At 64.8% G+C, this 12068-nt stretch carries 10 protein-coding genes and 1 pseudogene; 9 read left to right on the top strand and 2 right to left on the bottom strand.

Annotated features, from left to right (window positions below):
* Window positions 1-269: 269 nt before the first annotated feature.
* Both ACNHKD_RS03045 and ACNHKD_RS03040 read right to left on the bottom strand, forming a co-directional pair.
* Window positions 270-542, bottom strand: a complete 273-nt coding sequence (locus tag ACNHKD_RS03045; RefSeq protein ID WP_442755649.1) for a DNA -binding domain-containing protein — start codon at window positions 540-542, stop codon at window positions 270-272.
* A 157-nt stretch (window positions 543-699) separates the two neighbouring features.
* Window positions 700-1143, bottom strand: coding sequence for a helix-turn-helix transcriptional regulator (locus ACNHKD_RS03040; RefSeq protein ID WP_442756828.1), 444 nt, complete (start codon window positions 1141-1143; stop codon window positions 700-702).
* Window positions 1144-1197: 54 nt separating this feature from the next.
* Between ACNHKD_RS03040 and ACNHKD_RS03035 the strand changes: the two genes are divergently transcribed.
* The 9 genes and pseudogenes from ACNHKD_RS03035 to ACNHKD_RS02995 all read left to right on the top strand — a co-directional run bounded on the left by ACNHKD_RS03035 (window position 1198) and on the right by ACNHKD_RS02995 (window position 12067).
* Complete coding sequence (locus ACNHKD_RS03035; protein WP_442756946.1) at window positions 1198-1737, top strand: hypothetical protein; 540 nt, start codon at window positions 1198-1200, stop codon at window positions 1735-1737.
* Between the two features lie 257 nt (window positions 1738-1994).
* A pseudogene (locus tag ACNHKD_RS03030) lies at window positions 1995-2138 on the top strand (transcriptional regulator domain-containing protein); the annotation flags it as partial.
* A 175-nt stretch (window positions 2139-2313) separates the two neighbouring features.
* A complete protein-coding gene (locus tag ACNHKD_RS03025) occupies window positions 2314-2817 on the top strand; it encodes a DUF2285 domain-containing protein (RefSeq protein ID WP_442755648.1) in 504 nt (167 codons plus the stop codon).
* Between the two features lie 125 nt (window positions 2818-2942).
* The gene (locus ACNHKD_RS03020; RefSeq protein WP_442756827.1) at window positions 2943-3857 is read left to right on the top strand and encodes an ArdC family protein; all 915 of its coding nucleotides are present in this window, start codon (window positions 2943-2945) and stop codon (window positions 3855-3857) included.
* Window positions 3857-4333: a thermonuclease family protein gene (locus ACNHKD_RS03015; protein ID WP_442755647.1), complete on the top strand. Its 477-nt coding sequence runs from the start codon at window positions 3857-3859 to the stop codon at window positions 4331-4333. Before ACNHKD_RS03020 ends, ACNHKD_RS03015 begins: the two co-directional genes overlap by 1 nt.
* Window positions 4334-4434: 101 nt before the next feature.
* Window positions 4435-4947, top strand: coding sequence for a hypothetical protein (locus ACNHKD_RS03010; protein WP_442755646.1), 513 nt, complete (start codon window positions 4435-4437; stop codon window positions 4945-4947).
* The gene (locus ACNHKD_RS03005) at window positions 4931-6991 is read left to right on the top strand and encodes a ParB/RepB/Spo0J family partition protein (protein ID WP_442755645.1); all 2061 of its coding nucleotides are present in this window, start codon (window positions 4931-4933) and stop codon (window positions 6989-6991) included. The genes ACNHKD_RS03010 and ACNHKD_RS03005 overlap by 17 nt, the downstream gene beginning before the upstream one ends.
* Before the next feature lie 95 nt (window positions 6992-7086).
* Window positions 7087-7641, top strand: a complete 555-nt coding sequence (locus ACNHKD_RS03000; RefSeq protein ID WP_442755644.1) for a DUF7007 domain-containing protein — start codon at window positions 7087-7089, stop codon at window positions 7639-7641.
* A gap of 103 nt (window positions 7642-7744) precedes the next feature.
* Window positions 7745-12067, top strand: a complete 4323-nt coding sequence (locus tag ACNHKD_RS02995; protein WP_442755643.1) for a strawberry notch-like NTP hydrolase domain-containing protein — start codon at window positions 7745-7747, stop codon at window positions 12065-12067.
* Window position 12068 lies beyond the last annotated feature (1 nt).

The raw sequence follows: 12068 nt of genomic DNA, 5'->3' as shown, positions 1-12068 counted from the left end.
TCACAGCTGGTGATCTGCTGCTGTTAACGTCGACTTGCGTCGAGGGGATTCGCCCGCGTGACAATCGGATGGAGTTCCGCGTGTAGCGGAGCCTGCCCGGCATGCGCGCATGACAAGGTATCATCGCACGCTCAAGGGTTACAAATCGACTTACTCAATCCCCGGCTTGCCGGAGACGGTCACCGATGACGCCTTTGCATCCATCAACTCTCGGCGGGCGCAAAAAATTCAAATTTGCCCCGATGCTCATCGAACCCGCATTCCCAGGACTAGGAGCCTCGCGGCTTTTTGAGAAAATATCTGTACCCGTATCCGCTCATCCACTTCGCGCGCTTCAAGTGCGATTCCCAACAGCGGCGGGCGCCATCCGGATCCACTGCAGGATCGAGGCGAAGAACGATCCGCGCAACCTCGCGCCAATCGGCGCCATCGGTCTCGGCGTCGAGGAGTCGGAGGTAGGTGACGAGATGCTCCTCGTCGTAAGCGGTGAATTCGGCAGAGCAGGGCGCCTCATCGGCGATTTCGGGCTCGAGTTTCGGCATATCAGCCTTCCGGTCGTTTTTGATCCTTCGCCGCCTACGGCCATCATAACGCCGATCAGGGACGTTCGGCTGCGCCACTCACGAAAAGTTTCGCGGCGATTGCGCCGAGTTCGAATCCCCAATGTCAGACTGCGGCGAACGCGCTCCGGCTTCGGGCTCAGTCCGGCTTCTTGCGGAATTCGGAAGGCGTCATGCCCGTTGTTTTCCGGAACGCCTCGGACAGATGGCTGTGACTGCAGAAGCCCAGAGCATGAGCGATATCCGTGATGGATTGATGATCACAGAGCAAGAGTTCCTTCGCTCGATGAATGCGCCGCCTGGTCACATAGCCGCCCGGAGTAACGCCGAAGCTCTGCTTGAACGCCTTGCCGAAATGATGCGCGCTCAGCCCGGCTTCGGCGGCGAGCGCGGCAAGGCTGAGATGTTCACCCAGATGCGCCTCAATGAACTCGGAAACCCGCTTTCGCCGGAATCCGCCGAGCCCGCCCTTGGCTTGCGATTGAGGTTTGGCCCCGTCGCCATAGCTTTCGAAAATCCGAACGGCCAGCGAAGCTCCCACATATTCGAGGCACAGACGGCTGCAAGAGCTGTTTCGCGTCATCTCTTGACGCAAGCAGGCCACCAGAGCCTCGACCGCTGAATCCGATAACGCGACTTGGCTGCGGACTTCCGGCGCCTTCCCGTCGAAGGCCTCGCCAACGACGCGCGCGAGGAAACTCTCTTCGAAGGCGATCACAAGCGATTGTTTCTCGCCTTTCCAGCGCACGGCGGCGGGCCGCGCGGCGGGCATGAGATGGAACTGCCCCGCGCATATGCGATGCGTCTCTTCGCGATCGCTTTCCGCCAGCCGGCAGGAAAGCTCGATCGCGGCCCTCTCATGCGCCAGGAGGGCGAATTGCGCCGTGGCGAACTTGGCTCCATTGCTCCCTGGAACTCGAAGGCGGCTGGCGATCACTCCGCCGTGAGCGCCCCGCGATCGAGTGATTGCGAAGGGAGCCGCGATGTCCGACGCGAAATCGATCAAGGTTGTCTTGGGCATGTGAAGAAACGTCCGGCGGCCGGGCGGCGGCGTCTCCGGCTCGATTCCACACGGCGACGACGATCAGCAAACGAGCTATACGCCGATGAAATGTTGCCAACCGATCATGGTCCATCCGTGACAAAGTCTCTAAACTTTCCGTTGCAACAATTTTGAACTGGACCTTCGTCAGCGTCGCATCCGCAAGCATTCGACGGGGACCTAAATCATCACGTTTTTTTGATAGTCATAGCGAATTTGTGGAATCGGTCTCAGCTGCCGTTATCGATAGTGATCGACGCCGACGGCGGAGCGCGCAATCCATGCGGGGATTGTTTCGAGACGGATCGTCGTCCCTCCGCCGCCTCATGATCGACCCGCGCGCTCGTCTTCGCTGACGACCGGCGCGCGGCAGGACGGGAGGCCACGACCCCATGATGGAGGAGTTATCTCAGCCGAGCCTACCGCCATTCGCCGATTGGCGCGACGCCAAGAGCTACGAATCGCTTCTGCAATTCGACCGCCCAGGCTGGGCGGGCGAGTTTCTCAAACGAAATTGTGATTTCGTCGCGATTACGAGATTGTCGCAGGATCGCTGGCCAGCGACAGCGTCGACCGCGAAGAGACGACCTGTCTTTGCGCGCGCCTGCTTCGCTGGCTCCGCGCGCGTTCGCATGTTTGAACATTGGGGGGCGCTCTTTCGCGGAGCCCGCGAGCTCTTTAATTTTCTGGTCGCCCGCTTGCAATCCATTCGTGTTGTCCGTCCAGGCGGAGCCGATCGCGCGCGATCACCCGGACGCTTTCGACGTCCACTGTTTCGAGCATCTCGTTTCAGCGCTTTGCTGCGAGAGTTGCGAGCATATTCTTTTCAGCGACGGCGCGCGTCATCTTCAGCTCGCCATCGTCGCCGGCAGCGCGTTCGAGGGCCCCGTGCGCCTGCGCTATGCGCTCTCCGGCTTTCAGGGCGTCGAGGCGAAGGCGCTCACGCTCGAGCGTCTCTGCCATCTGCGCCGACGCCGGTCCTTCGCGAGAAGCCTCTATCCGCCCGAGACGCGCGCCCCACGTTACGCGATGATGCTGCGCGCCTGGGACGGAATGCAAGCGGGCGCGAGCCAGCGCGAAATCGCAAGGGCGCTTTTCGGCGAAACGGCCGTTCGCCGCGACTGGGAGGCCGGCTTTCTGCGCACGCGCGTGCAGCGGCTGATCCGCGGCGCGGACCGGCTTATCGGCGGCGGCTATCGGCGTCTCCTTCATTGAGCCGGCCTGGCTCGGCGGGGGCTTGCCTCCTTGCGGGTTTTGAGAAAGCGAAAGGACCGCGCGGCTCGCGCGACGGGCTTGACAGGCGAAAGAGAGCTTTCGCCGGCCCGTCGCGGAGAACCGCCATGAGCGAGGCGCGTGCGGACATTTACGCTAGGATCACGAACGAAATCGTCGCGGCGATGGAAGCCGGCGCCGGGGAGTGGAACATGCCGTGGCGTCACGACGGCTCGTCCGTCGCGCGGCCGGTCAATCTCATTTCCCGCAAGCCCTATCGGGGCATCAACACCCTCGCCTTATGGATCGCCGCCCACGCCAAGGGCTATGGCGACGGGGTGTGGGCGACGTATCGGCAGTGGGTCGAGCGCGGCGCAAAGGTGCGCAGGGGCGAGAAGGCTGCGACCGTCGTGTTCTGGAAGCAGATCCGAGGGCGGATACAGGAGACGATCGACGAAGCCGACGTCTTCGATGTCGACGATGGGCGTCCGCGTTTCGTCGCGCGCGGCTATGCCGTGTTCAACCGCGCCCAGGTCGACGGCTACGAGGAGCCGGACGCGCCGCGCTTGCCAGAGAGCGAACGCGTCGCTCATGCCGAATCCTTCTTCACCGCCCTCGGCATCCCCGTCGCCTATGGCGCAAGCGGCGCCTGGTACAGGGTGAGCGAAGACCGCATCTATATGCCGGACTTCGGGCGCTTCGCGGAACCGACTGGATTTTATTCGACCCTCGCGCACGAATGCGCGCACGCCACTGGGGCCAGCCATCGGCTCGACCGCGATTTCTCCAGGCGCTTCACGAAGCAGGCGGTCGCGGCGGAAGAACTCGTCGCCGAACTGACGGCGGCGATGATCCTCGCCGACCTGGGCCTCGCCGCGCATCCGCGCGCCGATCACGCCGCCTATCTTTCGTCCTGGCTCGAACTGCTCGAGAACGACAGGCGCGCGATCTTCACCGCCGCGTCGAAAGCGCAGGCCGCCGCCGATTGGATGCACGCGCGACAACGCGCAAGCGCCGCACAAAAAGAAAGCGAGGCCGCCTGATGGTTTCCTTCGCGAAGAAAGCCACCGGCGCGGGCATTTTGTTTTTCGCGCTCGTCTGCTTTTGGCCGGCCTTGAAGAAGGATCATTCGGGGCCGGCCCGAGTCATCGACGCCGGCGCCATTGAGCTGAACGGCGAACGACATCGCCTTTATGGCATTCACGCTCTTGCGCTCGCTGAGACGTGCCGGCGTCGCGACGGCTCGGACTGGCCGTGCGGGCAAGAGGCGGCGGCGGCGCTGTCGAGATTTCTGCAAGGGCGAACGCTGGCGTGCGAGCCGCATGGGCGCGACGCCGGCGGTCAATTCTCGTCGATCTGCTACGTCGAGAGCGACAACATCAACGCCTGGCTCGTGCGCGCGGGCTGGGCCATGGCCGATCGCGCGGCGCCGCGCATGCTGAATTTCGCGCGCGAAGAAGACATGGCGCGTTTCCCCGGCGTCGGCCGGTGGTCCAGCAAGTTCCCCGCGCCGAAATAATCTTCGTCCGGCGGATCGCCGGCCGAACGTCACAACCATCGCCCATTCGGTTGGGCCGCTCTCGCGTTCGAGGGCGGCCCTTGCCGCCTTGACGAGTCTCAATGGCCAGGGACGTTTCCCGGCCGCTCGTCGCGGAGGTTCAATCGATGAGCTACGATTACAGCGACGCCGTCGCCAGGGCGCTTCGAACCGAGGGCGGCCATCTCTTTATTGGACGCGGCGGCTTTTCGTTGAATTACGCCAACGGCTATCTCTCGGGCTACGACTGCGAGGCCGTCAAAGAGCAGGCCATCGCCGCGGGGCTTCCCGTCATCGACTCGCGCCGCGCCGCATTCGAAAGGGTGGCGATACTCGCGATCAAAGGGCCGATGATCGCGGTCGGACGGGCGCCGGACCCCGCGCCATGGAAGGCGCTGTCCTATGCGCCCTTGCTCGACGTCGCCAAAGCCTATGCGGCGGCCGGGGCCGAGGTCCACAATCTGCCCTTACATCGGGCCGCGATGGAGCCGCGAAAAAAGGAAGAGGGAGGCTTTGGTCTTCGCGACGGGCTTGCAAGGGGAAAAGAAGGCTTTTCCCGGCCCGTCGTGGAGAACCGACATGGCGAAAATCGATAAGATCGCGCTCTCTCGTTCGCAGGACATTCCGTTCGATAAGCTCACCTTGAGCGATCGCAACGTGCGGCGCGTTGAGGCGGGCGTCTCCATCGAGGAGCTCGCGGAGGACATTGCGCGGCGCACGCTGTTGCAGTCTTTGAGCGTGCGTCCCATCCCCGGCCGCGAGGGCTTCTACGAAGTGCAAGCCGGCGGGCGGCGGTTTCGCGCGCTCGAATTGCTCGTTAAGCAGAAGCGGCTCGCAAAAAACGCGCCCGTCCCTTGCGTCATTCGCGAGGACGGACTCCTCGAAGAGGATTCGCTCGCCGAAAATGTCCAGCGCGTCAATCTGCATCCGCTCGATCAGTTCCGCGCTTTCCAGGCGCTGCGCGAACAGGGCCTCGGCGACGAAGAGATCGCCGCGCGCTTTTTCGTCACTCCCAATGTCGTGCGCCAGCGCTTGAAGCTCGCGTCCGTCTCGCCGAAGCTGCTCGAACTTTATGCGCGAGACGAGATGAGCCTCGAACAGCTCATGTCCTTCGCCGTGTCGAACGAGCATGCGCGGCAGGAACAGGTTTGGGAGGCGATCAAACGCGATTGGAGCAAGGAGCCCTATCGCATCAAGAGGCTGCTCACCGAAAGCGCCGTCCGCGCGAGCGACAAGCGCGCGCGCTTCGTCGGGGTCGCCGATTATGAAGCGGCGGGCGGCGCGATGCTGCGCGATCTCTTCGCCGATGACGACGGCGGCTGGCTGCGCGACGCGGCGCTGCTCGAAAAACTCGTCGCCGAGAAGCTCGACCGCGAAGCCGAGGCCATCCGCGCCGAGGGATGGAAATGGGTCGAAGTCGCGGCCGATTTTCCCTATGGCCACACCGCCGGGCTGCGCCGCATCGCGGGCGAAACGGAGCCGCTCACGGACGAGGAGCGGACGACACGCGACGCGCTGCGCCACGAGCTGGAGGAGTTGGAGCAGCGCTACATGGAGGAGAATGAGGAAGATTTGCCCGAAGATATCGACCGGCGTCTCGCCGAAATCGAAGCGGCGCTCGACGCCTTCGAGAATCGCCCGGCGCGTTATGACGCGCACGACGTCACCCGCGCCGGCGCCTTCGTCAGCATCGACGGCGACGGACGGCTCGAGGTCGAACGCGGCTATGTTCGCCCCGAGGACGAAGCGCGACATATTGAGGCCGATGGCGCCGACGGCGTGGCGGAAGGTCTCGGCTCGGACGCGGGACATCGCGACCACGGCGCCGATTCCCGCGGAAACGCGCCGCCCGCAGCCGCGTCCGGCGCCGCCGCCGCCGCCGTTGAAGCGGACTCCGAAGACGACGGGCTCAAGCCGCTGTCCGAGCGGCTGGTGATGGAGCTTACGGCGCAGCGCACGCTCGCGCTGCGCGACGCTCTGGCGCAGGATCCGCAGACGGCTTTTCTCGCCGTCCTTCACGCCCTCGTCCTTTCAACCTTTTACCACTTTGCGACGGATAGCTGCCTGGAGATAACGGCCAAAAGCAGCGGGTTCCCCGTGCAGGGTCCCGATCTCAAGGAGTGTCGGCCGGCAAAATCCGTCGACGCGCGCCATGAGCATTGGGCGAAACAATTGCCCGAAGACCCCGAGGACTTGTGGGAAGCGCTCATCGGCTTCGACGCGGAGAGCCGCATGGCGCTCTTTGCTCATTGCGCCTCGCTCACCGTCAACGCCGTGCAGGAGCCATGGAATCGCGCGCCGGGGCGCAAGCGCCATGCCGATCAGCTTGCGCGGGCGTTGACCCTCGACATGGCCGCCGCCGGCTGGAGGCCGACCGCCGAGAATTATCTCGGCCGCGTGCCCAAGGCGCGCATTCTCGAAGCGGTGCGCGAAGCGAAGGGCGCCAATGCGGCGGAGCTCATCGCCCACCTCAAAAAATCCGACATGGCGCAGGAGGCCGAGCGTATGCTCGCCGATTCAGGCTGGCTCCCCGAGCTGCTGCGCACGCCGGGAGTCGAATCGTCGCCGCGAGCAGAAGCGCCCGCGTCATCGGCAGCGACGGCTACGGAGCTCCCCGCCTTCCTCGGCGCCGCCGAATAACGGCGCTTTCCACCCGAACCAATCCCTGTGAGCCCAGCCGCCGCTGGTTCGCCGACGCGGCGCCGGGCACTCATCTTTTCGAGGAGAACAGAAACATGTCCATCCACACGCCCTGGGGCGCAGCGGACCGTGAGAAGTTCTACGCCGAGGGGATCGTTTTCTACAGCACGCCCTCGCATGGCGGCTTCAGGCTCGACGCCCTACGCAACGCCAAGGTCCATCCGCTGTTGCGGGAGGCCGATGGCTATTACGAGGAAGACTGCGCATGGGCGAAGGTCGCGTTCACTTTCCCGGAGCTTTTTTCGAAAGACCATTACGACGCCGCCGTCGCGACGATCAAGAATTGGTGTCCCGACGCCTATGAGGAGATCGCCGGCGTGACGCTCGCGCCGGGCGAATCTTTCGGAAAAGACGAGCGCCGCTTTCGCGAGGAACATGCCGACCACTGGATCGTAATCTCTGCGATCGCGTCCGATTGCCACCCGGGCATGGTCGAATGCGTCGCCGCCAGGGGCGGCGTCCGCGGGCGAGGTCCCGAGCGCGCCTTTCTCGTTCCGCAAGACGAATATCGCGATCGCGGCCGCTTCGGATTCGTCATCGACGAGGCGCGTCATGCGCTTTGCGACAGGCGGCCCGAGTCCGAAACCTAGCCGATCCGAGAGGGAGAGCGGGGCCAGGAGCGGGCGAGCCGGAAGGGAAAAGAGAGAGCTCCTCCGGTTCGCCCGATTCAGCTCTCCCTTGAGGACTTTCCCCATGAATGCGATTACGCCTTCAAGCGCGGCGAAAGCCGCCGCGCAATGTTTCGCGCCTGCGGCCTTCGCCTCCCGCATCTTTAACGCCGCACGGCTCCTTCTTCCCGCTCTCGAACAGGGCCGCGCCATCGACGTTGCCCGTCTGCGCGCCGCGATGGAGCAGGCCTTCGGCGCTTCCGACGCCGAGGGCGCATGGTTATGGAAGGACGCCTATGAAGCCTGCGAAGTTGCGCAGCTGCTTTTCTTGCGCAAATTCGGCGCCGCCATGCGCGCCCGTGCGCAATCGGACCAATCCATGCTGGCGATGGTGGAAAAGATCGCCGGTCTTTTCCCGACGCATACGCGGCGCACGCCAGAGTCCGAAGCTCTTCAACAATTTTCGACGCCGCTCCCGCTCGCGTTTATTGCGCGGGTCGCCGCGGGCGTCACCGACGACGACGTCGCGCTGGAGCCTTCGGCCGGGACCGGCCTGCTTGCGATTTTCGCGCAGCTTGCCGGCGCGCGCCTCGCGCTCAACGAGATCGCCGAGACGCGCGCGGCGCTTCTCTCGTCGCTTTTTCCCGATGCGCCGCTCACGCGCCACGACGCCGCGACGATTCATGACCGGCTCGACGCGGGCGTGCGGCCTTCCGTCGTCATTATGAATCCGCCTTTCTCGGCGCTGCTCAATGTCGATCGCCGCATAAACGACGCCGCCTTCCGGCATATTGCGTCGGCCTTCGCGCGTCTCGCGCAAGGCGGCCGACTCGTCGCGATCGCCGGCGCAAGCCTCTCCCCCGACAATCCGGCGACCAGACCGCTGTTCGTCCGCCTCCAGGAGAAGGGCGGCCATGTCCGCTTCTCCTGCGCCATCGACGGCGCCCTCTATGCCGGACACGGCACGACCATCGAAACGCGATTGACGGTCATCGATAAAGTCGCGATCGCAAATCCTCAGGTCATTTTGCCATCCTATTCGCCGGCGCGGAGCGCCGTGGAACTCCTCGCCAACGTCAATGAGGGCGTTCCAGCGCGCGCGCAACGTGCAGGCGCGGTTGGGATCGCTGACACTCGCCCGCTTGGCGCGCCCGCACGCTCCCAGCCGATTGTCCGTCAAGGACGGCCCGTTGCGGCTGCTCCCCTCGACGCGGTCGAACTCGCTTACGAACATGTCGAGTGGAGGCCCGGAAAAAGCTGCGCGCTGAGCGATGCGCTTTATGAATCCTACGCGCTGCAATCGATCCGCATCCCGCGCGCGAAGCCGCATCCGACAATGCTCGTGCAGTCGGCGGCCATGGCTTCGGTGGCGCCGCCCAGGCCCGCCTACCGGCCGCATCTTCCGTCGAAACTCGTCGAAGACGGCCTCCTTTCCGACGCCCAGCTCGAAAGCGTCATCTACGCGGGAGAAGCGCATGCCCGTCATCTCGCAGGATCGTGGATCATCGACGAAACCTGCGACAATATTTCCACGGCGTCCGACGGAGACGAAAAATCCGTGCGCTTCCGGCGCGGCTGGTTCCTCGGCGACGGCACCGGCTGCGGCAAGGGCCGCCAGGTCGCGGGCGTCATTCTCGACAATTGGCTCAAAGGACGGCGCAAGGCGCTGTGGATTTCCAAATCCGACAAGCTGATCGAAGACGCCCAGCGCGACTGGTCGGCGCTCGGCCAGGAGCGGCTTTTCATCCAGCCGCTGGCGCGATTTCGCCAGGGGACGCCGATCAAGCTCGACGAAGGCATAATATTCTGCACCTACGCCACGCTGCGCTCGGCCGAGCGCGAGGGAAAGGCGTCACGCTCCCAACAAATCATCGACTGGCTCGGGCGCGATTTCGACGGCGTCATCGTCTTCGACGAGGCGCACGCCATGGCGAACGCCGCCGGCAGCAAAGGCGAGCGCGGCGAGGTCGCGCCCTCGCAGCAGGGCCGCGCGGGATTGCGACTGCAGCGCGCCCTGCCCGACGCCCGCGTCGTTTACGTTTCGGCGACGGGCGCGACCGACGTGCGCAATCTCGCCTACGCCGAGCGGCTGGGGCTCTGGGGCGGCGCGGATTTCCCCTTCGCCAACCGCGCCGAGTTCGTGCAGGCGGTCGAAGCCGGCGGCGTCGCCGCCATGGAGGTGCTGGCGCGCGATTTGAAAGCGCTCGGCCTCTATGCGGCGCGTTCTCTCTCTTATGAAGGCGTCGAGGTCGAGATTGTCGAGCACAGGCTCACGCCCGCGCAGACGGCGATTTACGACGCCTATGCGCGAGCCTTCCAGATTATCCATCACAATCTCAACGCGGCGCTGGAGGCTGCAAACATCACGGCAAAGTCCGGGACGCTCAACGGCCAGGCGAAAGCGGCCGCCCGCTCGGCGTTCGAAAGCGCCAAACAGCGCTTCTTCAATCATCTCATCACCTCGATGAAGACGCCGACGCTGATCGCGAGCATCGAGCGCGATCTCGACGCCGGCTGCGCCGCCATTGTCCAGCTCGTCTCGACGGGCGAAGCGCTGATGGAACGGCGGCTCGCGGATATTCCCGCGGACGAATGGAACGATTTGAGCGTCGATCTCTCTCCGCGCGAGCTCGTACTCTCCTACCTCCAGCATTCCTTCCCGACGCAATTGTTCGAGCCCTTCACGGACGATGAGGGCAATCTCTCCTCGCGCCCCGTTTTCGACGACACCGGCCAACCCGTTCACTGCCGCGAGGCGGTCGAGCGCCGCGACCGCATGATCGAGCAGCTCGCCGCGCTCGATCCCGTTCCCGGCGCGCTCGATCAGATCGTTCAGCGCTTCGGCGCGGACATGGTGGCGGAAGTCACCGGGCGCTCACGGCGTATCGTGCGCAAGGGCGAGCGCTTCTGCGTCGAAAACCGGCCGGCGTCGGCCAATCTCGCCGAAACCCAGGCCTTCATGGACGACGAAAAGCGCATTCTCGTCTTTTCCGACGCCGGCGGTACGGGACGCTCCTACCACGCCGACATGGGCGCCAAAAATCGGCGCTTGCGCGTCCATTATCTGCTCGAAGCCGGCTGGAAGGCCGACGCCGCCATCCAGGGGCTCGGGCGCTCCAACCGCACCAATCAGGCGCAGCCGCCCCTGTTTCGGCCCATCGCCACCGATGTGAAGGCCGAAAAGCGCTTTCTCTCGACCATCGCCCGCCGTCTCGACACGCTCGGCGCCATCACGCGCGGCCAGCGCCAGACCGGCGGACAGGGGCTCTTTCGCGCCGAGGACAATCTCGAAGGCCCGCAGGCGCGCGCGGCGCTGAGGCAATTCTACATGTTGCTCCATCGCGGCGGCGTCGAAGGCTGCTCCCTGCCCGACTTCGAGCAGGCGACGGGATTGTCGCTTTTGGATCGCGACGGCTCGCTGCGCGAAGAACTGCCGCCGATCACGACCTTCTTGAATCGCTTGCTGGCCTTGCCGATCGTTTTGCAGAACGCGCTCTTCACGTCGTTCGAAGAATTGCTCGACGCCCGCATCGAGGCGGCGCTCGCCGCGGGCGTCTATGACATCGGGCTGGAGACGATAACGGCCGAGAGCTTGCGTATCGCCGAGCGGCGCGCCGTCTGGCGCCATCCCGAGACCGGCGCCGAGACCTTGCTGCTCGAAATCCTGCGCAAGGACCGCAACAAGCCGCTTTCGCTCGCCGACGCACTTCGCCTGCGCGATGGCGCGCTGTTAATCAACGCCCGCTCGGGCCGCGCGGCCGTATTGACGCCGGCGCCAAGCCTCATGCGCGACGATGGCGAGATCGAACGGCGCGCGCGCCTCATTCGCCCGCTGGAGCGCATGAGCCTGCCGCTCGACGCGCTCGCACAGACGCAATGGCAGGAGGCGGACGCGGAAAGTTTCGCGCGCGCCTGGGAGGTCGAACTCGCCAACGTCCCCGAGTTCACGACGAGCGTCGTCCATCTCGTCACCGGTCTGCTTCTTCCGATCTGGCGGCGTCTCCCGGACGAAAATTGCCGCGTCTATCGCCTTCAGACCGACGAGGGCGAGCGCGTCATCGGCCGCCTCTTGTCGCCGGCCGAAGCGCAAGCCCTCTGCCGCAATCTCGGCGTCGACGCTGCGAAAATATCGGTCGATGACGCCTGGGCCGCGCTCAACGAGGGCAAGGCGATCCTGCATCTTGCAGATGGGCTGTCCCTGCGCCGCGTGCGCGTCATGCAGGATTACCGCTTGGAGTTCGCGGGCTTCACCTCCGGCATGGTCGACGCGCTCAAGGCGCGGGGGCTCATCGCCGAAATCATGTCCTGGAAACTGCGGCTCTTCGTTCCGACCGGTGAATGCGGAAAGGCGGTCTTCGAAAACCTGATCGACCGCTGGCCCCTCTCCGAAATCGCGCAAAAGGGGTGAG

Source organism: Methylocystis sp. JAN1 (assembly GCF_052186135.1).
Classification (GTDB): Bacteria; Pseudomonadota; Alphaproteobacteria; order Rhizobiales; family Beijerinckiaceae; genus Methylocystis.
This window is presented reverse-complemented; position numbering and strand designations above follow the sequence as displayed.

What these genes read in the sequence shown, in the direction of transcription:
- ACNHKD_RS03045 (WP_442755649.1), bottom strand. Translation starts at nt 542, where the DNA reads ATGCCGAAACTCGAGCCCGAAATCGCCGATGAGGCGCCCTGCTCTGCC.
- ACNHKD_RS03040 (WP_442756828.1), bottom strand. Translation starts at nt 1,143, where the DNA reads ATGACGCGAAACAGCTCTTGCAGCCGTCTGTGCCTCGAATATGTGGGA.
- ACNHKD_RS03020 (WP_442756827.1), top strand. Translation starts at nt 2,943, where the DNA reads ATGAGCGAGGCGCGTGCGGACATTTACGCTAGGATCACGAACGAAATC.
- ACNHKD_RS03015 (WP_442755647.1), top strand. Translation starts at nt 3,857, where the DNA reads ATGGTTTCCTTCGCGAAGAAAGCCACCGGCGCGGGCATTTTGTTTTTC.
- ACNHKD_RS03010 (WP_442755646.1), top strand. Translation starts at nt 4,435, where the DNA reads ATGGCCAGGGACGTTTCCCGGCCGCTCGTCGCGGAGGTTCAATCGATG.
- ACNHKD_RS03005 (WP_442755645.1), top strand. Translation starts at nt 4,931, where the DNA reads ATGGCGAAAATCGATAAGATCGCGCTCTCTCGTTCGCAGGACATTCCG.
- ACNHKD_RS03000 (WP_442755644.1), top strand. Translation starts at nt 7,087, where the DNA reads ATGTCCATCCACACGCCCTGGGGCGCAGCGGACCGTGAGAAGTTCTAC.
- ACNHKD_RS02995 (WP_442755643.1), top strand. Translation starts at nt 7,745, where the DNA reads ATGAATGCGATTACGCCTTCAAGCGCGGCGAAAGCCGCCGCGCAATGT.